Source organism: Priestia sp. AB (assembly GCF_028369225.1).
GTDB classification, from domain to species: domain Bacteria; phylum Bacillota; class Bacilli; order Bacillales; family Bacillaceae_H; genus Priestia; species Priestia megaterium.
In genome coordinates, this window is sequence record NZ_JAQMYN010000021.1 from 15269 (window position 1) to 41783 (window position 26515).

The window sequence follows — 26515 nt, forward strand, 5'->3', positions numbered from 1 at the left end:
AATAATAATATTTTTTACATTATTTGATAAATTATTACGAACCGAAGGGTGAGAATTTTGCTAGATTTAAATAAGACAGTAGGAGAGATAGTACAAGAATTATATGAATTATGGGAAGTTGATCATAAGAATTGGCCTAACTCCGAAGATCCTTCTCATCTAGAATTCGAATTAAAAAATTTCAATCCCCAATCCGAGAAACAAGTTCTTCTAGTTGCTTCGTTATGTTATATAGTTAAATCAGGTGCTTGGCAAACATCTTATAACGCACTAAAAAGGATGCTTCCTGATCAAGAATTTGAGGATACAACACTTAAAGAAATTAAATACTATTTTACTGGCTACGAATACACAAAAGACAAAAAAACGTTTGAAGAATATATAAAAAATCAACGAAATCCATTTATTTTAGAATTGATGTCTCACGTAATGTTGAATTCTATTGAGAATACTAATGCTTGCACTCCTTTTAATCTTGCTTTACAGGGTGTCCATTATATGCATTTAAGTTCTAAAAAACAGGGATTAGATTTAGCTGCTATTGCTAAGGATACTTTAAATGAAGAATATTATTTAGTTATTGGTGAATCAAAAAACAGAAAAAAACCTGCCGAGGGTACAATGGAAGCACTTAATGCGTTCAATAAATTTGATAGTGGTAAGCATTGGCCTGATATTAGACAAGTCATGAGAACTGTAGCCAATAGCTTCGAAAGTCCAGATAATAATCAGTTAAGCGCTGCCATTTCTCAGCATATTCTTTGGCAAAAGAAAATAATTTATCGTTTAACAATTGAACATCGGAGTAAAAAGCCAAAACAGGGATCACAGTTTAGAGAATTTAAGACTAATACACCTAACGTTACTTATGCTCAATTCAGACAATGTGAAGCCATCTGGACTGCAAGGCTAGATGATTTCTATAATGCGGTTTCAGATAAAATTGTTAAATTTATTGAAAAGAAAGAAGAGAAAACACATGTTGGATAGATTTGCTAAAGAAAAATATGAAATTGCATCAAGTTTGTTAGATAAAATCGATGGGGAAGAAATAAGAATATTATTGCTACAAATCACAATAGAAGCTTCTAAGAAAAATCTTAAGAACATCGATGATATTGAAAATGATGAGAGTTATGATTCTGGAACTTTAAAAAGACTAGCAGAATCTCTATTATTTAGGATTGTATTCGATAAAAGTTTAACGACTAATGAAATAGAAGCTGCTGCACTTGTTTGTGCTTATGCCTATGAGACTTTATGTCCTCCTTTATTAGAAGATAAAACTATATTAAGTTTAGATGGTTATGAGTTTTTAAATAGAATTATTTCATCTTTATTATATTATATTTCAGGGTATGACCCAAACGCAGAAGCTATAACTAACCAGCTTAATGAAGCTATTTTACTTCTTAATGATGACCAAAGTTTAGAAGCTATTGTTATAAAGCAACTTTACAACTTTACTCGACTAAAGATGTCCCAAGTTTATATCAAAGTTGAGGCTCCCAAAGTCTCCAGGTTAGTTAATTTTGAATCGTTAGAAGAAAACTGTAGAAAAGCTTGTTTATGGAACTTGAATAATTGTTTAAATGAACTTTCAAGGGAATATTGCTATATACACGATATATGGAGTAAAGATATTAATTCCAAATTATTAGAGCTTTATTTAAATTCTAGTGATTGTAATGAACAAACAATTTCTTTATTAGCACTATTGCTTCTTCTTTTTGAAAAAATGTCCCAAGGAAGAGCTATATCTACTTTAAAGAGCCCCTCCCATTATAATCAAGGGATATGGAACCAGCATATGAGCCGTTATATTAGCGAAGGCGTTTATCTTATATGGCCTCCACACAAAGATGCTATACAAAAAGGACTTTTAGATTTAAATAACAATAATATAATAGCTATTCCTACAGGTACTGGTAAAAGTTTGATAGCTGAACATAAAGTCATTTCATATCTTGAACAAGGATCTGTTATTATCTATCTAGCACCTACTCTAGCTTTATGCAGGCAGATTACTAAAAATATGAAAAAAATTATGGACATTCATAACAATGGTAAAGGGAACAGTGTACTAGTGGATGAAATAGATTTATTTCATGAAAATATTAATGACCTAAATGAAGATATAATTTTAGTTATGACTCCAGAAAAGTGTGTATCTTTAATTGCTAATAACAATGAATTAGTAGCAAAGTGTACCCTTTGTGTAGTAGATGAATTTCATAATATTTACCACGGATCAAGAGGAGCTCTTTTAGATCTGTTATTGAGTCGTGTTTCTCAACTATCAGATACAGCGTTTTTAATTATGTCAGCTCTTCTTGATGATTCTCCTAAATTACAGAATTGGTTAAAAAAATTGAGTAGTACTAATAATTTATCGATAACAAATACTAAATGGAGACCTGCAAGGACTTTACGGGGGTTTATTAGTCACCCTGAAATAGAAATTAATCGGGCTAAAAGAGAAGCTGAAAAAAGTAAAAAAAAGACATTTAAAACTAAACTCTCTGTACAGTTATACTTTTGTGTACAAGATGTGTGGTTAGAAGATGGACGACAAGCGTATCCCTTAGATTTACCGATTAAAATGGATGTAAGGTTTAAAAAAATCAATAGTCCATATTATGGTGATTCTTGGACAGTAGAAGGTTATGGAAATGATATATCTAGACAGTTAGGGAATTATTTAGCGTCTTCTAATATGCCTGTAATGATTTTCTCACAAGGAACAAGGCATCTATTATCTGAAATAGGTAAACATAAAAAACTAGGTGTTTTTCCACAAAGCTTAACAGAAGTTACTAAATCCTATTTAACTTTAGCAAATGAAGAACTGGGGTTTGTATCAGAACTAAATTCTGGACTTATAGACGGGATCGGGATACATACACAGGCTCTAATAAATGAGGAACAACTAGCAGTAGAAGACTTTTTTAAAAAGAGTAAAAATGGAGTACTATGTGCTACTGGGACAATATCACAAGGGCTGAATTTAGCTGCTTCTGCAGTAATTGTTAATACGACTAAACAATATTCGGAACAAGAAACAAAGCCATTGTCTAAGGCCGAAGTAATTAATATGCTGGGGCGTGCAGGTAGACCAGGGTTTGGTCAACAATCATTAGGGATAGTTGTTCCTCAATATCCATCTACAACTTCAGAAAAGAGTTTTTCATTAGATAAAGATTCCACCTCTTATCTTGAAAGAGTAGATGGCGTTGAAAAAACCACTTCTGGTCTACTAGGAATTATTAATGAAATAGCTGAAAAAGAATTAAATGAAGATGGAATAGATGATAACTTTACTTTAATGACCAATGTATTAGGAAATCAATCTAAACCACTTAGAAGAGATTTGTTGAGAAAAACCCTAGCAATGCAGTTTTTAGAAGATGAAACATTTGATCAAGTGTTTAAAAAATGGGATTCTTGGTTAGATACCGTTGCATCAGCAGAAAAAGAACTAATTATAAAAGCTGCTGTTAAGTCAGCTAATAAAGCAAGCGTTATCGAAGTTATATTAGATACCATAGATCAAGTATCTTTGAAAGAATTGTTTATAAATGATCAAGAAGAAGAAATATGGTTGTCGTGGTTTTTTGAATGTATTTCCAAACTAGATATTAATTTTATTCAACAAAATATCCATGAGTTATTTACAAGCAATGAAGTTATGATTAAATTTTTGCAAGGTTGGATAGAGGGTTCTTCAATATTAGATTTGGCAAAAATTTTGCATCAATATAAGATAGGCACTTTAAATGAAGAAAAGTTAAGCAGGAGCAACCAAACAAGTATAGCAAAAGCTATAAAAATTATTAAAGAAGGTATCAGAAATATAAGTCATATAGCCACAGCTTACGTTTCTATAGTAGATTTAATTGTAAATGAAGAATCAGAACCTGATGAACTACCTGATAAGCTTTTATCATTATCTAGTTATTTCCGATTAGGAGTATCTAATGATATAGCATTGTCATTAAGAAAATTGGAAATCCCAAGAAAAATTTCAATTCAATTATCAAAAAACATCTCTAGAAATACAAGTATAAAATCATTAATTAAAATGTGGAAAACAAATGGAAAAATTGATGGAATAGAGTTAGACAAAAATGTAGAAAAAGCACTGTTGGTCATTTTAAAATAGCTTTAATACACTTTAATTATTTATTATGGATAATCTTTATTCTTCATCAAATCACTAACATCAATTATTAAAAACTATAAGTATAAGAACGCTGATTACTCAGGGTTCTTTTTATTTTCCTTTCATTAACATCTTTTAATGCATAAATTCTAACTTTATCCATTTAGGAGCTTCTCCTTTTGTAATAAAAAAAGTATGTATTCACACCACTATAACGTTAAATTTCTCAAATAAGAAATAACGACTCCGATGATTACAAAAAGTATTGAAACCGAAATAGCAGCTATTCCCCCATAAGCAACCGCAAACCCTAATCCGTCTGCAAGTGATGGATCATCAGTTATGTGATTTGCTTGTATAGCAACCCAAATTAGTAAGGCACCAACCATTACAATAAAAGAAATAATAGTAGTCAGTAAAAATGCGGTAAAAGCTTTAACCATAGATTCCCCTTCATTCTCATACATCTAGAGTATTTGTTCTTCTCATTATAGTAACAATAATCGGGAAAAGGAATGATATTCCATTGAATAAAGAACATTTGTTCGTATATAATAAGGAACAAATGTTCTTTATTGAGGAGTTATTCCAATGGATTATGGGCATCTACCAAACAGAGTCATTATTTGCATAGACATGAAGAGTTTTTTTGCTTCGGTTTCCTCTGTCATACGGGGGTTAAATCCTTTGAAAACAAGGCTTGCGGTTGTAGGAGATGTCAAACGGTCGGGATCTGTTGTGTTAGCTGCCACACCCTTATTAAAGAAAGAAGGAATCAAAACAGGAAGTCGCCTCTTTGAAATTCCTAAAAGGAAAGATATCCATGTGGTGAATCCATCAATGGAGAGATATATCAAAGCTTCGAACTATATTTCTAGTTTGGTGTTACAGTATGTTGCTCCTGAAGACTTTCATGCGTATAGCATTGATGAGTTGTTTATTGATGCGACAGCTTCTTTGCATTTATTTGCTCGAACACCAGAGGAGCTAGCTCACCGAATACTTCATGAGATCTATCGTAAAACCAGACTGACAGCTACCGCAGGAATCGGTCCGAATCTCTTACTAGCTAAAGTCAGCTTAGATCATGAAGCGAAGCACAGCCCAACAGGAGTTGCTTATTGGCGATATGAGGATATTCCCTTTAAGTTATGGTCGATTCATCCAATGAAGGATTTCTGGGGGATCTCGTCAGCTACAGAAAGACGCTTAAACCGTTTAGGCATCTATACCATAAAAGAACTCGCTCTTTCTTCTAAGGAGATGTTACAAAAAGAATTTGGTGTCCTGGGGGAAGAAATCCACCAGCATGCGAATGGGATTGATTTTAGTCGTATTTCCGATGTGTACATCCCTAGTTCCCGTTCCTTTGGGAAAAGTCAGATTCTCTTTCGAGATTATACAAGCCGAAAAGAAGTGGAACTATTACTATTGGAGCTATTGGACGATGTTTGTTTTCGTTTACGCATGCATCAAGTGGTGGCTCAAACTGTCCATTTATCCATTGGCTACAGCAAACAAACAGGTGGAGGCTTCTCTAGACAAAAGAAAATGGGGCGAGCTTCGAACTTAAGCCAAGATATTTTCCCTTATTGTTTAACTATTTTACATAATTTCGATAATGGAATGCCGATTCGCTCCATTGGGATTTCCTTATCCAACACAAGCATTGAAGAAGAGGAGCAAATGAGCTTATTTGAGGATATCGATCAGCGTGAAAGAGCCTATGCTCTTGCCAAAACGATTGATGAAATTCGTATGCGTTATGGCAAGAATAGTGTGCTACGGGCTTCAAGCTATCTGGATCACTCAACAGCTCGTTATAGAAATGGTCTTATAGGCGGCCATAAATCTTAAAGGAGGATGATACTATGAATTACGATAGAGGAATGAAAAAATGGCGCCCTTTTGTGAGTATGCCAGAGCAATACATAGGGTTAGAGGAAGTCATAAACAAGCAACTAGAAGTACCTCAACCTCTTTTAACAGAAGAGCAAATAGAACAAATTAATTTCACATTGATTGAAGCATTACATACAAATAAACAAGTTTATCTTACATACTACAAAAAGGGACAATGTATTACAGAAAAGGGATTCATCCAATTTGTTGATTCCCTGGGGAATTTGTTTATTTTTATCGATGAAGTATTTGAATTAAAAAACAAAATGAAGTTAAGTGAACTAATTGATGTTCGTTTCCAGTAAGGCCACAGAAATAAAATCTCGTTCTTGAAGAACGAGATTTAAACTGGATAATATATAATCATACTTAATTTAGCTAATGTTTTTCCGCGATTATAATAAGAATGAGCTCTATCAGCTTTGAACCTAATAGCATTCCCACTCTTTATCGTATATTCATTGCTATTTACACTTATAGTGAGTTCGCCTTCAAAGACAGTTATGAACTCTTCAGTCCCTTCCCTATGCGAATCAGCGTCTAGAGATCCACCTTCTTCTATTTCTACAGAATAAACTTCAAAGCGCCTATCATCCTCGAAGGGAAAATAAGGGTAGACTTGATATTTTCCGTTGTCTTCAGATAATATTTGAATGTCGGTTTTTGAAATGACTTTGGTGTCTGGCTGAGGATTATTTATTAATGAAGTAAAAGAAATTTTTAATCCATTAGCTATTTTCCAAATAGTTGTAATTGTAGGACTTGATTCTCCTCTTTCGATTTGCCCTATCATTGTCTTGCTTACCCCAGTTAATTCTGCAACTTTTTCGAGACTTAATTTCTTACTTTCTCTAAAATTTTTTAGGTTTTTGGCGATAATAAGATTTATTTCCTCCATAAATACACTCCTATCACTATGTACAATATAACGACCGTAATGTAAAATAAAAAGCACGACGTTATATCGTCCTTTTTGAACATTATAATATACATATTGGAGGAGGTACAAATATGCCATTATTATCATTTTTGCTATATATTTTTGTGACCAGTTTTACCCCTGGTCCTAACAATATTATGGCCATGTTATTTGCTAACAAATACGGTTTGAGAAAGACTACAAAATTTTGTTTAGGAGTAGGTGCAGGCTTTCTTATAGTAATGTTGTTATGTAGTTATTTTAATGTTTTACTCCAAAATTCCATCCCGAAAATTGAGTTTTTCATGACGGTCTTAGGAGCAATCTATATGGTCTATCTAGCTATAAAAATTATTTTGAGTAAAGATGATGATAAAAATAACGATGAAAACAGGAATAACAGTTTTTTAATGGGAATGCTTTTACAATTTATAAATCCAAAAGGTATTCTGTATGGTATAACGGCTATAGCAACCTTTATTCTTCCATATCACGACTCGAATTTTAGTTTAATAATGTATTCTTTATTTCTAGCTTTTGTGGGCTTTGTAAGTACTTTCTGTTGGAGTTTATTTGGTTCGGTTTTTCAAAAATTTCTCTCAAAGTATAAAAGCCAGTTTAATATAGTTATGGCTTTATTATTAATGTATAGTGCAGTCTCAATTCTTATAAAATAAGTTTCTTATTTAATTAAGGATACATTTTAACATCGGAAAAATTTTAACGTTGTAAATATTCGTTTTGTTAAAGGGTCAGTACTTGTGTTATGCGAAATATTAACCCCTTGTTGGTCGTTATAACGTATATATTATACTTTGTATTAATTTAAAGATATAATTTGACAAGTTCAGATAATAACATAAGAAGTGAGTGAAAAACATGGAAGAGAAACAGCAGGAAGAAATAGATCTTGATAAAGTGTATGACTACGCTGAATATCCAGATAAGATTAGTGGTCGATGTGATAATTGCAATTCAGCTTACTTCAAAAGTTCCGTAAAAGGTGGCGTTTTCTTACGTGAATGTCGCCAATGCGGTATGAAGAAGAGTATCTAATCATAAAGAGCTATATAGTAAAAAGAGAAGGTTTTACCCTTCTCTTTTTTATTTAACGGTATCTTAACTCATTTTACGCCTATGTCTTAAAAAACGTTATTATTGCTCCTACTGATTTTAACGGAAATTTCGCATTAGCCTTTAGTGGTAAACTAAAGATACATTGATAACAAGGAGTATGAATATGGAACGCATAGTTGATATATTAGAAACTAAAAAAAACTCTCTAAGCGATGAAAATCAAGAACTGTTAAAGAAATTGATACGAAAAATAAAATCATTTTCTACTACCCCACTCAATCGCAAACATTGTTTACGTATGGCGCCATTTGCTGATTCTAAAGAGATCACAGAAGTTGTGATTAAAACTATACAACCGTACGAGCTGAAGTTGCTTGGCGACAGTTGCTTTCCTGACTACGATAGCATTGGATATCACTATTGCATCGCATTACTTGCTTGCAGAGTTGCATTAAACGAGGTAGATGAATTAGATGTTGTAACAGTGCTTGAACATGAAGTAGAGAAAGAATTGAAAGAACATGAACTGGTAGCCTCTAGAGGTGGAGAAAACTATCATGTAACGCTTCGTATTTTTAAGTGTTTTAAAAAAGATACAGATAGGTTAAACCATTTGCTGATACGACTACAAAATCACAGGGATTGAGATGCAAAAGCATGTCATTCACAAGCAATCAACTCTATATAAGTGATAGCAATAATCGGCAAAACTTTAGAGTTTTTATTGAATATATGAAATCGTTCTTCGCTTCAATTAAGGTTATATGAAGGAATTGTCCTCTTATGTTCTCTTTAGACGTATAGACATAGACAACTTAGAGCCTCTCGTCCATTTCACGAAAAAGGTAACCAACTGGGACAACCTACAGCATATAACAACCCCTTACTTCTTACATAATCAGCTACCCCTTACCTACTGAGGTAAGGGGTCTTTTTTATTTTTCGATTGGACACGCAACCTTGCTGCTGTAGCTACATAGTATCTAAGGAATTACTACTTCACTCATTAACCAGTATCTATTTGTTCAATTATAAAAAGAGCAGCGCATTTGACTGTAGAAGAATTAAAAAGAAGTTTAGATGTGCAAAATAATTTACAAGATTAAAAGTATATATATGTATTTCTCCTTAATTACAATCTTACGCAACCGGGCGCTTTTACGAAGTAACAAAAGCCTAATTTTCCACTTATAGTACCGAGAAATTAGACTTTTTATATTTTGGATTATCTTCAACATTGTAAATTCTCATTTTCTTAATGCTCCCCCATATGAAGGGATTTGTCTTTAAATTAGATGTGCAAATTAACGGCTAAAGTGACGGCCTGCCGGAGCCAATGGAGGAAAATGGTTAAAGACCAAAATAACGTTTTGCGATTTCAAGGAATAATTTTTTATCGATCTCTTTTTTCTTCAACTTCCCATCCACCCATTCAGTAAATGAAGTGTCTGTTAATGTCATAGTCCCTTTATCCGTAAATTTGGTAATTAACGACTTCTTATTAAATTTTGATTCTGAATGTTCAATGTTGATCTTTTGTACTTCATTTAATTCAGCTAAATCCTTCATGACTTTTTTAGAATCAAAGGCATAACCTATTTTCCAATCGGTATCTTTATGCTTTAATTTTATATAAAAAACAGAATCCCCATGTTCACTATTTATATTTTCTACTTTAAATTCACCATTATTAGATGTCGCCGTCTCTCCATTTACTGGAACAATTTTTAATGGTGAGTTCCCCCCAAATCCAATATCCACTATATAGAACTGCCCGTTATGTTTGATCATATTAGCCACATGAGTTTTTCCCATTGTACTCCATTTTTGATTATTGTAGTCGTATCTAATAGCACGGATTAAATTTGTATTAAAGCCATTTTCAATCAAGAAGAAATATAAAATAGAATTTAGTTCATAACAAAGACCGCCTTCGTTTTGTTCTAATATTTTTTTTATCAAATTCTCCTTCGTAATTTCATTTGTCCTATTCTCTATAATACATAAATTCTCAAACGGGATTGCCTTCGCTGCCTTTTCGAGAACAGCATTTAAGTTTTCAAATGTAATTACTTTGTCGCATGGGATTCCTAATCTTTTTCGGAATAGTATATTTAAATTCGTCATTTTGTTTCTATCCTTTCTACTATGAACGGCTAACCTAATGTACCATTGATACATTAGGTTACGGGGCTTTTCTTCAACAAGGTAGTTGAAGCGATCTTTAACAATCGGGCGCGATTGCTGAACAATGAACACTCGCTTTTTGACTACTCGGATACGAATATTTCTATAAATACTTGGATGTAAATAATTAAGAAAACAATATTTAGTTAGGTAGTGTTGAAAACTATATGTGAAGTAAAAGTATAAGAAGAACAAAAAACTAAAATAGAAAATAAATTTTAAATATCTTTTAAAACTGAGTTATTAAGACATCGACTACAACCCTTAGAATAGTATGAAAATAACCAGTTATTTGATTTTGTAACTTTGAACGTACTCTACTATACAGCGTTCACAATATGATCCAACTCAAAAAATATTAAACTAATCATTTAAATAACTCTTTACGTTGCTCGCGCATCCATTGTGCAACCTGAACTTCCTCTTGTTCATGTGATTTTTCAAGCTCTGCAACAATCGATTTATAATCGGTTGCATTACGGTTCTGACTCATTTTAGCTGCACCTTGAATAGATGTAATTTCAATTTCAAAGCCAACTATTCCTTTCATTTCACGCTTAAGCAACTCTGGATCAAACGTGTCCCAGGTCCGACCATTTTCCCGGTGAGATTCATAGTGTTTAAGCATGGTATCCAAAGCCAATGTCAGCTCATCTTCTGTGATTATACGAGCTGTTCCATACGCATGGACAGCTAGATAGTCCCATGTAGGAACCTCTTCACCCTGATACCAACTAGATGAAATGTAAGCGTGCGGCCCTTGAAAAATGAGTAACACATCGCTATTATTGTCTAAAGTTTTTTTCTGCATATTTCCGTATGCAATGTGCCCAGTCGCATAGATTTTCCCTTCATCTTCTCGAATTTCCAAAGGAATATGCGTAGCCAAGGGACGATGTTCATCAACAGTAATTAATAAAGCAAACGAGTTAGACTTCATAATTTGAACTGCCTCTTCGTTATTCATACGATATTGCTTAGGAATGTACACACTAATCATCCTTTCAACTTAAGCATTAAAAACAAATATTCGATAAAAAAATAATATTATACAAACTGACATGAAAAAAGGTACAATATCAAACAAATATACATGACAGAGGGAATGCAAATGAAAAATACTATTTTTACCTTCAAAAATAATTCTCCTAAATACAAACAAATCTATGAGAAATTTAAATTATTTATTGAGCAAGGGGACATTCAGATGAATGAGAAATTGCCCTCCATTCGTCAACTCGCAGATTCCTTACATGTAAGCCGAAATACAACATTAATGGCATATGAACAACTGGTTGCTGAAGGGTACATTCGCGGGGAGGGACGAAAAGGTTATTTTGCAAATGAGTTAGAACCCCTAATATTTCAGGAATCATTAATCTCCCATAATAAAAAGCAAAAAGAGTCAAAGAAACCTCCAGTAGTTAATTTTAGGGCAGATGCCGTTGATCAAACACATTTCCCACTAAAAATTTGGAGGCGAATTTCCAATCAGGTATTAACATTAAAGGACAGCTTTCGATACGGAGAACCATTTGGGGAAGAATGCCTGCGCGAACAAATTTCTGCGTACCTGCTACAATCTAGAGGAGTAAAAGCAGATGCAGACTCCATTATCATCGGTAGTAGTACCCAACAAATGCTTGTATCTCTTGGACATATAATGAAAGATGAATTCCAGAGTATTATAGTTGAAGACCCTGGTTATGACGGCGCTAGAGAAGCTTTTCAATTCCATCGTTTTATGCTTGAAACTCTGCCCGTTTATGAAACAGGTGCTGATCTTTCACAATTAGAACAAATGAAGTCACGATTAATATATGTAACCCCTTCCCATCAAAGCCCAATTGGAGCAAGCATGTCTATTCAACAACGGCAAATGCTTATTCATTGGGTTAACAAGATGCATGGATATATTATCGAAGACGATTATGATAGTGAATTTCGCTATACACAAAAGCCATTTCCTGCTCTTTCCTCCATTGATTCGACAAGAGTCATCTATCTAGGGAATTTTTCGAAGGCTTTTCTCCCAGGAATCCGTTTAAGTTATATGGTATTGCCCCAACCCATTTTAAATCATTACAAAAATAAATTTCTTCAATTTGAAAGTACCACTTCAATTCTTAGCCAACTCACAATGGCTAAATTCATGGAAGAGGGAGAATGGAGTCGACATATTAAACGGATGCGCCTGGTTTATAAACGAAAAATGCAACACTTAGTATCAATGTTAAAGAAAGAGTTTGATCAAAGTATATCCATTATTGGGGAACAGTCTGGTTTATATTTATTAGTGAAAGTGCATCTGAATCACTCAGAAGAATGGCTAATCAGACAAGCTTCCCTTTATAATGTTAAAGTGTATCCTATCTCACTTTACGTCATTAAAAATAATCCCGATAAACCAACTATTAAGCTTGGCTTTAGCAATCTTTCTCACGATGAAATTACGAGAGGTGTGGAACTCTTAAAAAAGGCTTGGTCATAAAAGCCTTCTCATAATCCTTTTAGCACCTTGATGTATGGTATGATCTGTCCCCCTCAATAGTTAGACATAATTTAACAATTGGGAGGCAATTCAGATGGTACATTTCTCTTTAATGAAGAGTCTATCGCTAAAAGAATGGCAGATGAATGTGACATGAAGAAGAGTATATAAAGTATAAATATATGATAACTGGGCCTTTCAGGATTTAAAGGGGCCTTTTTCTATAATCTTAATTTGTATATGCGCCACTAGCGAAATAATATATAGAATTTTAGTTAAAAAGATAAAGCTACGCTTAAAACAGATTAAGCAGGAAAAAAGAAAGATCATATTTAAAGGAAATAAACCCTAACAGCTTTTCTATATATTCCTTTCTGCTATACAGGCTTCAGATGTTTTTTCATATAGGAATGAAGGAGAAAGAGGTAGGCTTGGTGTAGAATAAAGCGAAAAAGCAGTCCTTAAATAATTAAAAGACTGCTTTTCTAATTGTAAAAACAAGGGTTATACATAACGTTAAAAATACTTCTTTCACAGATGGCGCAACATGTAACGTTCAATCTATTTCTTTTGGTCGGGCATTTTTAAATCAAGGTTGTCAATATTTTTAATAACTCGATCAAAACGTAGTGGCTGAGGTTCAACTGGGAAAATGTGATACTCATATTGATCTCCTAACGTACGGAAGAATGGTTCAAACAGACCAGAAACCAGTACGCCTACCATTTTAGTATAAGGAGAATCTAAACGATATGAGTGAACGGTATGAGCCGGAACATGAAGAGAATCTCCCGGATTTAACACAATTTCTTCGCCATTTGCCCACATGGTCATTTGCCCTTCTAAGCAGTAAAATGTTTCCGTATGATGTTCGTGGTAATGATCCACAATACGATCTCCTTTAGGACCTTCAGATGAAACCACAATAAACTGTCCATTCGTATTTGTTTGTGCTGCTACTATTCGGTGAAGCTGGTCCCCTGTTAAAAGGCGTTCACCTTCGCCAGATTCAAGAACGTATGGAACTACTTCATCAGGACGTTTTGAGTTTGTTACAAGTTTAGCTTCAGTATCTATAGGTTTCTCGTTTGTCAAAACTCAATATCAAAAATCGGTTTAAGTATAGAAAGCTATCATATAAAAGTCAAAATTCTCTTTTTAAATTAAAAATGAAATCTGAAATAGAAAAGTAAAAGATTAATTCATAATTAAACTGCTTAATGCTGATGTTATTTAAAATTGATTCGATTTAAGATTTTTGCTTTTTGAAAGTGAAAGATTGACTTAGACCATTCAAAGATTGTTCCGTTTGTTAAACATACGGTATTTTCAATAATCAATGCTGGATCAAATGGATCGATATGAAGGAGTTCAGCATTTTCTTCATCAACCTTTTCACAGTTAATGACTTTGTCAGCAAATCCAATATTTAATTTTAAGTCATCGATTAGATAACTATAGATAGAACTCGATGCAATCTCTTCATTTAGATAAGGTACCACATCTTTCTTAAAGTAACTAATTTCAATAGAAAAAGGTTCATCATCTACAATTCGCAGGCGTTTCACATAATATAGCTTGGTTTCGGGGGCACATCGTAAGCCTTTTGCGGTTAATTCATCAGCTTCTACTACGTGAAGCGAGAGAACTTTAGTCTCCACTTTTTTAGACTTTAAGTCTTTCGTTAACCCTCTAAGGCTACCTAAGTTAATATAGTCTGTGACTGATTCTTCACGTAGAAACATGCCACTTCCTTGAACTTGATAGATATAACCGCGATTAACAAGCTGAGTCACTGCTTTTCTTATTGTATTACGACTTACTTCAAATTCTTTTATCATTTCTTCTTCCGTCGGTAGTTTCTTTGTTTGATTAAACTTTCCTTCTTGAATTTCTTTTTCTAAACGATCTGCAATTTCTTTATATTTTATAGCCATATAATCTCCCTAGTCTGCATTCTCATTAATTTACTGCCTCTATTATACACAAAACCTCTTGATCAAAATCAAGAGGTTTTCTTTTTACTTATAGGTTTTCTCCTCTCGTTCTAATAATATGCTTGTACCAATGAAACGAGAGTTTTTTCTTTCGGTTTAAGTTATCGTTATGATCTACATAGATGAATCCGTATTGTTTTTTATAACCATTTAACCAACTTAACAAGTCAATAACAGACCAAGCGTAATATCCTTTTAGGTGTATGCCTTCTTGTATAGCAAGCTTAATCACTTTTAAATGTTCTTCAATATATTTAATACGAGAGATGTCTACAATTTCTCCATCAATAATCGGATCTTCATCACCAAGCCCATTTTCGGTTACATACATTTTAATATCACCATAACGCTCTTTTAACATATGCAGCCCGTCTAAAAATCCTTGAGGTGAAATTTCCCATCCCCATTTTGTATAGGTTTTATCTGCCATTTTTACGGTGCGATAAAAGCCGTCAAATGATGGATTTCCAGGAGCTAAAGTAGAGGTTTCCCTTGAGTGCTCCATAGACGAAACGGTTTCATTGTTTCTCTCTACGCGAATCGGTTGATAATAATTAAGGCCAATGAAATCATTGTGTTCGGCATTTCTTTTTAATGTATTGAGTTCTTCTTCTGTCCAGCTTGGAGTCCATCCTTTTTCTTTTAATTGCTGTACGACGTAAGATGGATATTCTCCTTTTAAAATCGGGTCATAATACCAAAACGTTTCATATTCATTCGCATGTTTAGCAGCTAAGATATTTTCCTTTTTATTATCAACGCTATAAGCCGGTAAGAAAACATGTGTGATACCAATTTCTCCATACTGTTTGAGCTTTTTATAGCTCTCTACAGCTTTGGCATGTGCATAAAACACATAATGTGTAGCTTGAAAGTACTTCTTTTCATCGTTTTGAATACCAGGTGGATGAGCGCCTTTTAAATAGCCTAATCCGCAAAACATAACGGTTTCATTAAACGTAATCCAATGTTTAACACGGTCTCCAAATGCTTTAAAACAAACCTCTGCATATTTAACGAAAGCGTGAGCTGTTCGTTTATTTGTCCATCCGCCGTCTTCTTCCAGTGTTAAAGGTAGATCCCAGTGATACAGCGTCACAAATGGAACAATTCCATACTTTAAACATTCATTAATCACTTGATTATAAAAATCTAATCCTTTTTGATTGATTTCTCCATCGCCAGTTGGCAAGATACGTGCCCATGAAATAGAAAAACGGTACGATTCTAACCCCATCTCCGCCATTAACTTAATATCTTCTTTGTAGCGATGGTAATGGTCAATGGCTACATCTCCATTTGTATCTTGATATGTTTTTCCAGGAATCTTTGAAAAAACATCCCAATTGGTTTCACCTTTTCCATCTTCATTCCATGCACCTTCTATTTGATAAGAAGCTGATGCAGCTCCAAATAAAAAATCTTTTGCAAATTTCATGATAACACTCCTTACATTTATACTAATATCTAAAATTCATTACTATATATTAAATTTATAGGTACAAATTTAATATAGATTATATACTTATTTTTTGCATTTGACTACAGAAAATGTATGATAAAGACCTTTTTATTTTTATTTAATTGGAGAAGATCTAGTTGTCTGGACACTTTCTGACCTCTCATCCATTGCATAAAAAAATGGAACATTAGGACAAACCTCAGTATATAAAAGCCCAGCATCTCTTACATAACCATCTACCCCTTACTTACTGCAGTAAAGGTTCTTTTTTAATTTTAGAGTGGACAGGCAAGCTTACTGCAGTAGCTACATAGTATCTAAAGAATTACGACTTCATTACCTAATTAGTATCTAGTTCAGTAACGATACCGCGTTAATACAAGCTGTATAGGCCTAGTGAAGCCCTTCGTGGAATCTGTAAGGGAGCTGAGCCGAAGAGGCGAAGGGGGCGACCGGATGGGTTGAGCTGAAAAAACAGGTACGTAACAAGCAAAAAAATTAAAAGAGTGAAAGAAGGTATCAACATGAGAAAAGCAAAAGTATTTACCTTTCGAAAAATCTTCCCTCCACCTCACAAACCATCTCTTACGAGACCTCGTCCCTTCAAGGCTTATTCCTTTGTTCCATTTAGTCCCCTAGCTATGCTTGACCCCACTATTCTAATTATAGGAGGCATTGTCTTAGGAATTGCTATCATCGAACGAATATTAGAGCGATGGGGTGTCATCGACCTTGTTGATCAGTTCGCAAAGGTGATGCGTTTTATCCTGCCTGTCACCTTCTATAGCGCCTTGATTTACTTTTTTGTGAAATTTATGTTTTGAGGAGGGTTTTAGATGTTTGAGAAACTAAAATTGCGTGGAAAGCTTATTAAAGCGTTTCGTACAGCAGAGATTTATCGGGTCATAAAGCATGGGGATCGTACCTCCTATCAATTTCCGAAGATCCATCGGATCGATCATCAGAACACCTACACTCGGTATGCTTTTTCCTTACTGAACGGTATTGATCCTGAACTTTTAAATAAAAAAAGATGGGCCTTACGCCAAGTATTAGGCAGCAATATTGAGATAAATGGCAACCTGAAGAATTTCAGCATTACCGTTCATCACAAAAGCCTACCTAAGATGCTCGAATACAAATATGATTTAATTCATCCTCATATAGAGAAAATGGAGCTTCCAGTATGTATTGGTCAAGATATCTATGGAAGCCCTGTCTCATGGGATTTTGCGGATTTAGAAACCTTACTGATTTCTGGCGAAATTGGAGCTGGAAAAAGCAGCCTCATGCGCGTTATACTCACAACATGGGTGAAATATACATCTCCTGAAGATCTGCGATTAGTATTAGTCGATCTCAAAAGAGCAGATTTAGGCTTATTTCATGGGATTGAGCATGTGGATGCGCTTTGCTTTGAGGCCAAGGATATGAGAAAACCTTTTGCTTTATTACGAGCTGAAATGTACCGAAGAGGCGATTTATTGTTAGAGCATGGAGTCACACATATTAGCAGGCTTCCATTTAAGCTGCCTCGAATTGTCGTGGTAATTGATGAAATGTCTATAGTAAAAAGAGAAACAGATCTTGTAGAAATGATCCAACAGTTTGCCAGCCAAGGTCGTGCGTTAGGTGTTCATACGATTATTGCCATGCAGCGTCCAGATGCCGATTTGTTGAATTCAGCGTTAAAAGCCAACTTACGAGTAAGAATCTCTGGAAGGCAAGCTGATGCTACAAATGCGAAGGTAGCCGGAGTTGTAGGTGCAGAAGAGATTGATGCCGCAGCCAGGGGGCGCATGAGAATTAAAATTGATGATGTGAAAGAGTTTCAAGCCTATTTCTTAGATGAAGGAGCTTGCAAGGAAATACTTTCTCCTCATAAAACACGTGTGAAGGATCCTGATCCGCAACTAGAGGTTGTGTCACAGCCCCTCTTTGGATTATTAGAGAAGGAGGAACAGCGATGAGTTTTCGACTATCGCAGCGTGATAAAGACATCATAGGGTTTATTAATCAGTTTCGAGCTGTGGACCGAGACTCATTGGTGGAACTGTTCTTTAAACAACTGAAATCTCCCATAAATGCGTGTAATAGCGTGATGGTACGTTTATATCGATTAGGGCTCATTGAACGCACACAGCAGTATTCTCCCACGGTTTATTTACCAATAGATGCGAAAATCAAAAAGAACTCTCAAAAAATCCTCCATTTTCTTTCAATTCTAGATATCTATAAACAAATGTGTACGTATAGCACACCTAAACAGGTCATTGTCGAAGATAAGCCCACAGGAAAAAAAGGAGGCATTGAACCAGATCTGTTTTGCATTTTCAAAGGATCTCCTTTTTGGATCGAAATTCAACGAAATCAGTATTCGGAGCAAAAAATGCAAGCGAAGATTAACCTCTATGAAGAGTTTTTCTTTTCGGATGAATGGAAGGCATTGCACTGGCAGCCAGAGGATCGATCAGCTATCTTCCCTTCTGTTATTCTGATTACACCTGTTCGTTATGCTGTTCATTCTGATCATATCCGCATTATACAAGTAGCAAATATACATGAGCTCATGGAGAGATATAAGAGTTCTTCTGAACAGCAAAGAGATGCAAAACCAATAAAGCCAGTAGTATCGTCTGGTAGGATTAAAATCAATCTAACGGGATGGTAAACAATATAAAAAGCTGCCTCAAAATAGGGAATGAGGCAGCTTTTTTGATTTCACACTCGTTGAAATGTGAATGCTACAGCAATTAAATAATATTAAATTTATTCCATTAAATCTATATTTTTCATTAAAGTGTATAAATTTAAGACGGCTATTCATCCCCTTATTTCCAGATTTCGAGCTATTAGGTCCGTTTTACAAGTTATATAACTGTCCCCTTTAGAGGTTAACTGTTGATATATGAGCGTAATATATTTATTGTTAAATAGGTTATAAATATTAACATTTTTGGTAAATGGGTGGGATGGTCATTGCAGGGTTATAAGGGTGTTTTAAAACAGACTTTGATTATAGAGATAGAAAAAGCCCGGGAGAATATGATTCAAGTAGCACTAGAAGAAGGAATGACAAGTGACAACGCACTTCAAGTCAGCCAGTTCATTGATCAATTGTTAAATGAATTACATAAGATTAGATTAACAAAGTAAGTTTTGTCTTTCTTTATACATAAGAAGCTATCGCATTCTATTAGCATTGGCCTAGCATGAGAAAGCGATAGCTTTTTAGTAAGTGGTGATTAACTTACTAATCGACTTGTAAATTATAAATAATTTGGATAATAAAGTAAAGGTGTTTTTGTGCCTTTATTTACACAAAAAGAGCTACCTCGGCGTTAATAAGCGAGATAGCTTTTTTAGTAGGAATGCTAATTATAAAGATGACGTTCTAATCCATAGTAGGCAAGGCTTTTTGTCTTACAATCATTTATTGATATGTAAATGTTTACTTAACTCGAGAACTTGTGTATTTTAATGCCCCATAAAGAGTGTTAAAAGTGACGATGTCATTTAATTTTACACCTAACTGAACCATTGTAAGGGCAATTTCAGAGCGAATGCCACTTAATACAATATCTATTCCTATAAGTTTCAAAGCCGCAACCACTTTGAAAAGTTGGTCTGCAACCATAGTATCAATGATAGGTACGGCAGATAGATCAATAATTAACCAACTCAGTCTGTAAGTGTTACCTTGTTTCAATGCATTTTCCATTAAAATTTGAGCTCTATGTGTATCAATCTCCCCTACAAGAGGAATTACACCAATTTCTTTTGTTATACGCACTACAGGTATAGACAGTTCATCTATAGCGTACTGAGCAGATTGAATTTTATCTGTATAATCTTTCATATAAGATTTACTTACCCAATGTACAGCTTTATCTACAACTAAATTGTATCTAGATATCACTTTAGAGAATAAATCAAAAGAAAGATTTTCTTTCTTTGCTTCTTCTGTAATGACTTCTCCAATTTGATTTCGATAATAACTGATTTCTTCTAAAGCAATATCTAAAGGAAGTTGAAGAGTTGTTAAGAGATCTGCTACTTCGATTCCCCACTTTTCTAAGATTTGAAAAGTATGCTCTTCATCAATAGATATAGATTCTGCATAAATTTCAATTAAATTCTTTCGCCAGGGAACTAGTTGAACATAAACATCTTGATTATAAAAATGATAATGTCTTTTTTGCTCAGCTAATTCTTCTTTTTTATGTAAGATTACAGTCGTAATCCGTTGTAATTTTTTATTTAGCAATACATCTTCCATTTTTTCACCTACTAAACATCATGATTATGTAGTAAAAGCATAACATATATAAGTTTTTGGTAAAACGGATTCCTTTATACAAAAGCTAAATAACTTAAACCGTAATATTTAGTGGTTGTATTTAAAATTATCTTACTTTACTTAGTAAGAGATCTATTAATTACGTAGTTGCTGTAATACATCTTATGTTAACCAAATCTTTATGTGAAAAGTTTAAATTACATATATGTTGGATATGAATAGAGATGTCACCTTCTGAAGAGTGACTATTGACAGGCAGGCACGAATCAATGACCTTCTATTTGTCAGGATAGAGGGTCATTTCCTTTATATGTCGAGGGAATAAGTAAAAGCACCGTAATTGCGCCTTTTTATATGTCAAAAAAGTCTTCAGATTTCAATTTAGGGTCAAGCTTTTTTAAGGCTTTCATTACCTTTTTTATAGTGACTACAGAAGGAGTATAAGTTGGATCATTACAAATTTTGCTTACTGTATTCTTATTAAGTTTAGCAACTTCGCCTAACTCAGTTTGAGAATAACCCTGTCTATCTAGAAATCTGCCAAGCTTACTTCTTTTTTTACCGCCACTCCACAACGTAAAAACCTCCTTTTTAAGAAGGCTTGCCACTTTTTCCTAAAAGTATTCGAATTTTTCTTAAAGAAATAGGAAATATAATGTAGATGCATCATATAATAAAGTACGATAGAAAAATGGGTGTATTTAAATCTATAAAGTTATTTAGAATAATGTCGATATTTTTGTCATAATCATATAGCATGAATACAGTTAAGACCGCCTTATACACTGATACATATTGGGCGGTCTTTGTTGTGAATATTCATAGATATATACAATTACCATAAAAAAAGGCACGCATTATAAAATGCGTGCACACTAACAAAGAATCCTGAATATTAGATAATAGGGATATTACCTATGAAGAAAAAACCGATGAAAAAGGGTTGCCATTTTATTTTATCAAAGGAATACTTCCCATTGAATATGGCGATAACATCAATTTATTGGATGTAAATGGTACACATCAAGGAAATTAGTTACAATTAACATTATTTATTGAATAGTAAACCAGAATTTCAAAATGAATGTTCTTATAATCAATAAGCCTATTCTTATAGAAACCGAGTTTTTTTAGAATAAAAGATTATACACTTCTAGTGTAACATTTTATTATTTGGAGAAAATTTTTGTGGAAACTCTTTTTTTATTGGGTGCTACTCGCTACTTTGTAATGTTTAACAAACATTTCATCTAGTAAGTATCCCGTACGTCTCAAGAAACTAATGACCTTTTAAGTTTTCTCAGGGCTTGATCGTGCTTTTATAACGTAAGCTTTGGACGTAGCTACACCAGCTACCCTTCCCATTTAAATAATTCTTAAAATGATCTAATTTTTATCTGCATTCTCTGCTTGATTAAAATATTTAATTGTTTTGATATCCCCATTTTTGAACACAATAATCTTTTCATCTTCATGAAAAGAAACTTCTTTAATTTCTTTTTCATTATCATCTTCCGGCTCTTCGATTGAATGAACGAGACAATGGACGGCTTGATCTAGCTTTCTTTCAGCCGTATTCAAAAAGGATACATTCAGGCCTAAATTTGCAAGAAATTCCCGATGCTTTTCCAATTCATCAGATGCCTTTTGAATATATTCAATCGCTTTTTGTTTATTATTCATCTAGTAGACTCCTATCCCCTTATTTTTGATATTCATAGACAACTGGAACTTTGTCCATTTTAATCGTCTTAGCCACCACATAACGACGATAACCATCCTTTAAGACCTTAGATTCTTTATCAATTGTTAAGGGTTCATCTAAATAACCAGTACGCTTCACAAATTCAATAACTTTTTGTGTTTTTTCGGGGTTTGGTCGTGTCTTCAGGAACTCTTCAGGTACCACAATTTCATCGAAACTCAACACATCCTGCGTCCCTTTTGGCTGAGTGGGTAGCTGTTTCTTTTGTGGCGTAGCCTTTTTCTCTGAAACAGGCGTTTCTTTCGCTTCTGGCTTTACCGTTTCAGTTTTCTTCTCTTCTTTTGCTGCAGGTTGAGAAATAGGTTCTTGTTCTTCCTGTTTAGTAGATTCCGTGTTTTTTTGTTCTTGAGAAGGCGCAGAAGCCTCTTGTTTAGGTTCTTTTTTCGCATCTGACTGATTCTTCTCTTTATCATTTTTGTTCGGGAGAACAGTAATCTGGAAACAGATCACTCCTACCTCACCAGGACATTCATCAATCGGAATATCTAACGTTGGTTCCCCTTGAATGAGGATTTTTTCATGCATAATACTTTTTTTCGTAAGACCTGTTTTATTAAAGGCCTTCTTGGCAACAAACACGGTGTACGAAATAAACGTACTCTTCTTCAGACCTTTAGGCGCAGACGGTGAGCCTTTTTCACGCATATCAAAGGCAACGTAGCGATCGTATTCTCGTAAGGGTCCTGTAGCTGATCCGGTTAACGTAATTTTATGTGGCATAATAGTCTCCTCCTGCGTAGATTTTTAGTTATTGTTTATTTAGAACACGGTTCTAAATAAACATATTCTATTAAAACATCAGCTTCTAAGAGATTTCTACTTTTTTTGATTAGGAAGCTGTGTCTTTTAACTGGTTATGTTGACGCAAACATTCTTGCTCCTCTGGGGTTAAGAATTGTCCTAAATCCTGTTTCAACTGCGCCATTTCTAGCAAACTGTACGTAGAACTGTGTTCTTGCAGCAAGTCCTCTTCTTCTGGCGTAAGTTCTTGTCCTAAATCTTGCTTCAGTTCAATCATTTCAAGCTGTTGATCCAAAGAAATATTTGTTTCTTGTGCACTCTCTTCTTGGTCCTGTTCAGTTTTTAACCAATCAGGAACGAGTTCCTTACGGATAATATGTTTTGGTTTGGCCAATGTTGTTGTTTCGCTTTCGTTATGTATAACTTCTTGTTGGTTTGCGTATACTGATGAATAATCCTGCCCTTTAGGATTTACCAATTCGTAGAATTGATTTTTTGCAATTTGATAGATTAATCGACACATATCCCCCAGGGATAAAGGATTGCCTTGTTGATTGGCTTCATGTACATATTTATCTAACCCAACAATAGCTGAATAAGCTACTTCATGTACTTGTTCTTTCTCAATCGTAATCTCTGTATCTCGTTTTACGGCTTTTGCTGCATTTTGAATACGAGCATAGAAGTCTTGTAGTTGATGACCATATTTACCTGCATAGACTTGATTCACTTTCTTAGGTACACCTTTGATATAGCTGAAGGACTGTGAAACAGACATTAAATGATTATTTATATGATTTACAGGTAAATCAAGGTTAATAAAGGCATTAGGCGATTTATCAGTCTCTACGCCTGTTATATCAACGTTTTCAGCCATTTCTTGATTCGTCACAGGAGTTGTCACAGGAGTTGTCATTTCTTCTTTTTGGAAGTTTTGAACTTCTGTCGTGTCATGGGCAAAAAAGATCTCATCACAAATTTTGTCAAAGTTTTTATGGCTTTTAAGGATAAATACATAGCTGTCAGGATGAGCACCTTTTGTGTCTTCTTTAATGTAACGAGAGACAATGATAAAAGGTGTCGCTTTTAATGAGCGTACAAAACGAGAAACCGTACTTTTGGAAACATTAAATTTCTTCATAAGCGTTTCAGAACGGATCGCTTGAATACCCGTAGCCACTAGGTTATAGATGACGTGATCAAGCATTTCCATTCTCTTTTTAGGAAATTCTTTATGTATAGCTGATTGTTGTTGTTTAAAGTGGGTACGAAGAGTTTCTAAAAACTCTTCTTTCTTTTTCCGAAGTGTGGACTTATTGGTCCATAACCATTTGAACCGTCCATTGAAGGTATCTACATCTTTTAAATAACAGGTCAAGATCTTTGTCATTTGTTCATCGTCTCCTTTAAGGAACACAAAAAAGACACTGTTTCCCTGGAAAAAGGAAAACAATGCCTTGATTTTGATGAACTAAGCCCTTGAAATAGATAGCTATTTCGTATAAAATAAAAACATAAGTTTTATCTTATAGAAAAACTAACTCTATTAACAAGAGACTTCGACAAGTGTTTTCCCTACCGTCATTAGGGGGAACGGTTTAAGAGTGCGGTCAACACTTCTTAAACAGTTGAAGTCTTTTTTCTATTCCGGTCATTTTTGTTAGTTTTATTATAGCGTTAACTCGTCTCAAAATTCAATAAAAATTATAATATCTCTTGAAACAATTATTTTTAATTACATATCTACGTAGAAATGAAACTATTACAGAATAGAGTACTTAATTAGAAAATGAAATGTTTAAGACAAGGTTTGTTCAAAGGTAATAGATTAATTACTCTCTCTCTATGTTAATGCGAAAAGATTAGTTTGGGTAGGGTGATTTTTTCTCACCCTGCCTAAAAAAGAAAGATATATAAGTCTTTATCTATTAGAAATAATATTGTTTATTCCTCTCAGCTTTTATAATCCTCTTTTACATCCATTTTTTTTATAAAAATAAGTTCATGACTGTAACATTTATAATCCCTTTTCTTGGTATTAAAGTTGAATTTTCATTTTATATTACATTCAAATGTATCCTACTATGCATACAACGTGGATTTTAGAGATGTAAGTATCTCTAAACATTAAATAATTAGGGTTTAAAGATCATTTAGTAAAACAAATACTCTTTTAAAGTGCTTGTATAAAAAAAACAAGTCGAACTATAGTTCAACTTGTGGAAGGGAGCATATATCGCAGGGCGACATATGAATGCTGATTATTATTTTAAGTTCGACTTATGTCGTACTTAAAATTTGATTTTGTATCGCAGGGCGACATATAAATAACTAGTTATTATTTTAAGTCTAACTTATGTTGTACTTAAAGTTTAATTTTATATCGCAGGGCGACATATAAATAACTAACTACTATTTTAATCCTAAATTATATCTTATTTAGGGAAAAATACTATGTCGATGGGCGATACAGTTTTGAATGAACTATTTTAGCTCAAGTTCAGGTTAATAGTAATTAATTATTAAAGAGACGCTGGAACCAACTTTTTTTTCTCTCTTGTTTTTCTTCAATAGTCTTTTTATAAAACTCAGTAATTTGTTTATCACGTTTTTCAAGTGAAACAGCAATATATTCTTTTTGCTCCCTCATCATATCCTGTAATTCTAACATCATATTTTTCAGCTCAGCATTCTCATTTTTTAGTGTAGTAAATTCATTACCATATTGTTTAATTATAGCTTGTAACTGGTCATTCTCCTTTATGTCGGGTGGCGACACGGGTGTCTTAGGGATATCTTCGAGGACAGTTTTTACAGCTTCTTCTAATGTAATACCAGGTGATTTACTTAGGGATTGAATATCTTTTAAAACAATTATGTCACGTTCCAAAAAGGCCCTTTGATCATGTTCATTACGTATAAATTTATAATTATGTTTTTCCATCAAAGTAGCATACTTGCGTACTGTTGTAACTGCTATGTCTAATCTTTTAGCAACTTCGTTTGTCCAATATGCTTTTTCAGATCTTGTTGTGTCGTTTTCCATAGCGACACCCTCCTTTTATATGTAGAATTCTATATGGTAAAGTGAAGTCCTTTATAGACCAATTTTCTTTAGAAAATTGGTTTGCTAACTAATAAGTTACTGGGAATTAGAAATTTTTCGTAGTTATAATGTTTTAAGGCTACATCATTTTTGTAAAAGGTCCTTTACCAAATTCCTTTTATTGATAGTAAAAAGATTTCAAAGTATATCTATGTAGCATTAATTGGGAAACTTATATTAATTAGAATAACATAGTTTCCCCCTATTATAATTCTACATCAATCTGTATTGTACCTGGTAATAAAGAACATGTCGATGGGCAACACAACCTGATAATCCTCAGTTTTAATGTCGCCCTGCATCATGTCCGGGCAATAAAGAGCGTGTCGACAGGCAACACAACCTGATAATCCTCAGTTTTAATGTCGCCCTGCATCATGTCCGGGCAATAAAGAACATGTCGACA

24 protein-coding genes and 1 pseudogene are annotated in these 26515 nt (G+C 33.9%); 12 read left to right on the forward strand and 13 right to left on the reverse strand.

What is annotated here, in order from left to right; all coding sequences use genetic code 11:
* The first annotated feature begins 57 nt into the window (after positions 1–57).
* Both POF52_RS28465 and POF52_RS28470 read left to right on the forward strand, forming a co-directional pair.
* Positions 58–990: a hypothetical protein gene (locus POF52_RS28465; protein WP_271997152.1), complete on the forward strand. Its 933-nt coding sequence runs from the start codon at positions 58–60 to the stop codon at positions 988–990.
* A complete protein-coding gene (locus POF52_RS28470; RefSeq protein ID WP_271997154.1) occupies positions 980–4162 on the forward strand; it encodes a DEAD/DEAH box helicase in 3183 nt (1060 codons plus the stop codon). The genes POF52_RS28465 and POF52_RS28470 overlap by 11 nt, the downstream gene beginning before the upstream one ends.
* 209 nt (positions 4163–4371) lie before the next feature.
* On the opposite strand, the gene POF52_RS28475 is transcribed toward POF52_RS28470, so the two are convergent.
* Entirely contained in the window at positions 4372–4605 is a 234-nt protein-coding gene (locus POF52_RS28475) for a hypothetical protein (protein ID WP_271997156.1), read from the reverse strand.
* A 148-nt stretch (positions 4606–4753) separates the two neighbouring features.
* Here POF52_RS28475 and POF52_RS28480 point away from each other — a divergent pair, with 148 nt between their 5' ends.
* On the forward strand, positions 4754–6019 hold the full coding sequence (locus tag POF52_RS28480) for a Y-family DNA polymerase (RefSeq protein ID WP_271997159.1): 1266 nt from the start codon (positions 4754–4756) through the stop codon (positions 6017–6019).
* A gap of 14 nt (positions 6020–6033) precedes the next feature.
* The gene (locus tag POF52_RS28485) at positions 6034–6369 is read left to right on the forward strand and encodes a YolD-like family protein (protein WP_271997162.1); all 336 of its coding nucleotides are present in this window, start codon (positions 6034–6036) and stop codon (positions 6367–6369) included.
* A gap of 38 nt (positions 6370–6407) precedes the next feature.
* Here POF52_RS28485 and POF52_RS28490 read toward each other — a convergent pair whose 3' ends face one another.
* Positions 6408–6962: a helix-turn-helix domain-containing protein gene (locus POF52_RS28490; protein ID WP_028409913.1), complete on the reverse strand. Its 555-nt coding sequence runs from the start codon at positions 6960–6962 to the stop codon at positions 6408–6410.
* Between the two features lie 113 nt (positions 6963–7075).
* On the opposite strand from POF52_RS28490, the gene POF52_RS28495 reads away from it, so the two are divergent.
* The 3 genes from POF52_RS28495 (at position 7076) to POF52_RS28505 (ending at position 8706) form a co-directional block, all read left to right on the forward strand.
* The gene (locus POF52_RS28495; protein ID WP_271997165.1) at positions 7076–7660 is read left to right on the forward strand and encodes a LysE family transporter; all 585 of its coding nucleotides are present in this window, start codon (positions 7076–7078) and stop codon (positions 7658–7660) included.
* A gap of 202 nt (positions 7661–7862) precedes the next feature.
* Positions 7863–8039, forward strand: coding sequence for a hypothetical protein (locus POF52_RS28500; RefSeq protein ID WP_271997168.1), 177 nt, complete (start codon positions 7863–7865; stop codon positions 8037–8039).
* Positions 8040–8223: 184 nt separating this feature from the next.
* A complete protein-coding gene (locus POF52_RS28505; RefSeq protein WP_271997171.1) occupies positions 8224–8706 on the forward strand; it encodes a hypothetical protein in 483 nt (160 codons plus the stop codon).
* Between the two features lie 704 nt (positions 8707–9410).
* Here POF52_RS28505 and POF52_RS28510 read toward each other — a convergent pair.
* Together POF52_RS28510 and POF52_RS28515 are read right to left on the reverse strand one after the other, a co-directional pair.
* A complete protein-coding gene (locus POF52_RS28510) occupies positions 9411–10187 on the reverse strand; it encodes an arylamine N-acetyltransferase family protein (protein WP_271997174.1) in 777 nt (258 codons plus the stop codon).
* A 427-nt stretch (positions 10188–10614) separates the two neighbouring features.
* Positions 10615–11247 (reverse strand): FMN-binding negative transcriptional regulator, encoded by a 633-nt coding sequence (locus POF52_RS28515; protein WP_271997176.1) that lies wholly within the window; start codon positions 11245–11247, stop codon positions 10615–10617.
* Between the two features lie 111 nt (positions 11248–11358).
* Here POF52_RS28515 and pdxR point away from each other — a divergent pair, with 111 nt between their 5' ends.
* Positions 11359–12738, forward strand: a complete 1380-nt coding sequence (gene pdxR / locus POF52_RS28520) for a MocR-like pyridoxine biosynthesis transcription factor PdxR (RefSeq protein ID WP_271997179.1) — start codon at positions 11359–11361, stop codon at positions 12736–12738.
* Positions 12739–13299: 561 nt separating this feature from the next.
* On the opposite strand, the pseudogene POF52_RS28525 reads toward pdxR, so the two are convergent.
* The 3 genes and pseudogenes from POF52_RS28525 to POF52_RS28535 form a co-directional block, all read right to left on the reverse strand.
* Positions 13300–13776 (reverse strand): annotated as a pseudogene (locus POF52_RS28525) (quercetin 2,3-dioxygenase); the annotation flags it as partial.
* Positions 13777–13967: 191 nt separating this feature from the next.
* On the reverse strand, positions 13968–14675 hold the full coding sequence (locus POF52_RS28530) for a GntR family transcriptional regulator (protein WP_271997182.1): 708 nt from the start codon (positions 14673–14675) through the stop codon (positions 13968–13970).
* Between the two features lie 88 nt (positions 14676–14763).
* Positions 14764–16173, reverse strand: coding sequence for a GH1 family beta-glucosidase (locus POF52_RS28535; RefSeq protein ID WP_271997185.1), 1410 nt, complete (start codon positions 16171–16173; stop codon positions 14764–14766).
* Positions 16174–16721: 548 nt separating this feature from the next.
* On the opposite strand from POF52_RS28535, the gene POF52_RS28540 reads away from it, so the two are divergent.
* From POF52_RS28540 to POF52_RS28555, 4 genes are all read left to right on the forward strand, one after another.
* Positions 16722–17021 carry a hypothetical protein gene (locus POF52_RS28540; RefSeq protein WP_271997188.1) on the forward strand — a complete coding sequence of 100 codons (300 nt, stop codon included), beginning with the start codon at positions 16722–16724 and terminating at the stop codon, positions 17019–17021.
* A gap of 12 nt (positions 17022–17033) precedes the next feature.
* The gene (locus POF52_RS28545) at positions 17034–18167 is read left to right on the forward strand and encodes an FtsK/SpoIIIE domain-containing protein (protein ID WP_271997191.1); all 1134 of its coding nucleotides are present in this window, start codon (positions 17034–17036) and stop codon (positions 18165–18167) included.
* Positions 18164–18868, forward strand: a complete 705-nt coding sequence (locus POF52_RS28550; RefSeq protein WP_271997192.1) for a hypothetical protein — start codon at positions 18164–18166, stop codon at positions 18866–18868. Before POF52_RS28545 ends, POF52_RS28550 begins: the two co-directional genes overlap by 4 nt.
* Before the next feature lie 308 nt (positions 18869–19176).
* Positions 19177–19353, forward strand: a complete 177-nt coding sequence (locus tag POF52_RS28555; RefSeq protein ID WP_034655793.1) for an aspartyl-phosphate phosphatase Spo0E family protein — start codon at positions 19177–19179, stop codon at positions 19351–19353.
* A 295-nt stretch (positions 19354–19648) separates the two neighbouring features.
* On the opposite strand, the gene POF52_RS28560 is transcribed toward POF52_RS28555, so the two are convergent.
* From POF52_RS28560 to POF52_RS28585, 6 genes are all read right to left on the reverse strand, one after another.
* The gene (locus POF52_RS28560; RefSeq protein WP_271997196.1) at positions 19649–20476 is read right to left on the reverse strand and encodes an STAS domain-containing protein; all 828 of its coding nucleotides are present in this window, start codon (positions 20474–20476) and stop codon (positions 19649–19651) included.
* A 371-nt stretch (positions 20477–20847) separates the two neighbouring features.
* A complete protein-coding gene (locus POF52_RS28565; RefSeq protein ID WP_053488680.1) occupies positions 20848–21072 on the reverse strand; it encodes a helix-turn-helix domain-containing protein in 225 nt (74 codons plus the stop codon).
* Between the two features lie 811 nt (positions 21073–21883).
* Positions 21884–22180 (reverse strand): hypothetical protein, encoded by a 297-nt coding sequence (locus POF52_RS28570; RefSeq protein WP_200508728.1) that lies wholly within the window; start codon positions 22178–22180, stop codon positions 21884–21886.
* A gap of 19 nt (positions 22181–22199) precedes the next feature.
* The gene (locus tag POF52_RS28575; RefSeq protein WP_271997202.1) at positions 22200–22982 is read right to left on the reverse strand and encodes a plasmid stabilization protein; all 783 of its coding nucleotides are present in this window, start codon (positions 22980–22982) and stop codon (positions 22200–22202) included.
* 109 nt (positions 22983–23091) lie between these two features.
* Entirely contained in the window at positions 23092–24393 is a 1302-nt protein-coding gene (locus POF52_RS28580) for a replication protein (protein WP_271997205.1), read from the reverse strand.
* A 1125-nt stretch (positions 24394–25518) separates the two neighbouring features.
* Positions 25519–26049 carry a MerR family transcriptional regulator gene (locus tag POF52_RS28585; protein WP_074683099.1) on the reverse strand — a complete coding sequence of 177 codons (531 nt, stop codon included), beginning with the start codon at positions 26047–26049 and terminating at the stop codon, positions 25519–25521.
* Between the last annotated feature and the right edge of the window lie 466 nt (positions 26050–26515).

Bases quoted from the DNA above. Each gene is read 5' to 3' on its own strand.
- POF52_RS28535 (WP_271997185.1), bottom strand. From the start codon at position 16,173: ATGAAATTTGCAAAAGATTTTTTATTTGGAGCTGCATCAGCTTCTTAT.
- POF52_RS28570 (WP_200508728.1), bottom strand. From the start codon at position 22,180: ATGAATAATAAACAAAAAGCGATTGAATATATTCAAAAGGCATCTGAT.
- POF52_RS28470 (WP_271997154.1), top strand. From the start codon at position 980: ATGTTGGATAGATTTGCTAAAGAAAAATATGAAATTGCATCAAGTTTG.
- POF52_RS28545 (WP_271997191.1), top strand. From the start codon at position 17,034: ATGTTTGAGAAACTAAAATTGCGTGGAAAGCTTATTAAAGCGTTTCGT.
- POF52_RS28505 (WP_271997171.1), top strand. From the start codon at position 8,224: ATGGAACGCATAGTTGATATATTAGAAACTAAAAAAAACTCTCTAAGC.
- POF52_RS28475 (WP_271997156.1), bottom strand. From the start codon at position 4,605: ATGGTTAAAGCTTTTACCGCATTTTTACTGACTACTATTATTTCTTTT.
- POF52_RS28495 (WP_271997165.1), top strand. From the start codon at position 7,076: ATGCCATTATTATCATTTTTGCTATATATTTTTGTGACCAGTTTTACC.
- POF52_RS28530 (WP_271997182.1), bottom strand. From the start codon at position 14,675: ATGGCTATAAAATATAAAGAAATTGCAGATCGTTTAGAAAAAGAAATT.
- POF52_RS28500 (WP_271997168.1), top strand. From the start codon at position 7,863: ATGGAAGAGAAACAGCAGGAAGAAATAGATCTTGATAAAGTGTATGAC.
- POF52_RS28560 (WP_271997196.1), bottom strand. From the start codon at position 20,476: ATGGAAGATGTATTGCTAAATAAAAAATTACAACGGATTACGACTGTA.
- POF52_RS28515 (WP_271997176.1), bottom strand. From the start codon at position 11,247: ATGATTAGTGTGTACATTCCTAAGCAATATCGTATGAATAACGAAGAG.
- POF52_RS28580 (WP_271997205.1), bottom strand. From the start codon at position 24,393: ATGACAAAGATCTTGACCTGTTATTTAAAAGATGTAGATACCTTCAAT.
- POF52_RS28575 (WP_271997202.1), bottom strand. From the start codon at position 22,982: ATGCCACATAAAATTACGTTAACCGGATCAGCTACAGGACCCTTACGA.
- POF52_RS28510 (WP_271997174.1), bottom strand. From the start codon at position 10,187: ATGACGAATTTAAATATACTATTCCGAAAAAGATTAGGAATCCCATGC.
- POF52_RS28485 (WP_271997162.1), top strand. From the start codon at position 6,034: ATGAATTACGATAGAGGAATGAAAAAATGGCGCCCTTTTGTGAGTATG.
- POF52_RS28480 (WP_271997159.1), top strand. From the start codon at position 4,754: ATGGATTATGGGCATCTACCAAACAGAGTCATTATTTGCATAGACATG.
- POF52_RS28550 (WP_271997192.1), top strand. From the start codon at position 18,164: ATGAGTTTTCGACTATCGCAGCGTGATAAAGACATCATAGGGTTTATT.
- POF52_RS28585 (WP_074683099.1), bottom strand. From the start codon at position 26,049: ATGGAAAACGACACAACAAGATCTGAAAAAGCATATTGGACAAACGAA.
- POF52_RS28490 (WP_028409913.1), bottom strand. From the start codon at position 6,962: ATGGAGGAAATAAATCTTATTATCGCCAAAAACCTAAAAAATTTTAGA.
- pdxR (WP_271997179.1), top strand. From the start codon at position 11,359: ATGAAAAATACTATTTTTACCTTCAAAAATAATTCTCCTAAATACAAA.
- POF52_RS28540 (WP_271997188.1), top strand. From the start codon at position 16,722: ATGAGAAAAGCAAAAGTATTTACCTTTCGAAAAATCTTCCCTCCACCT.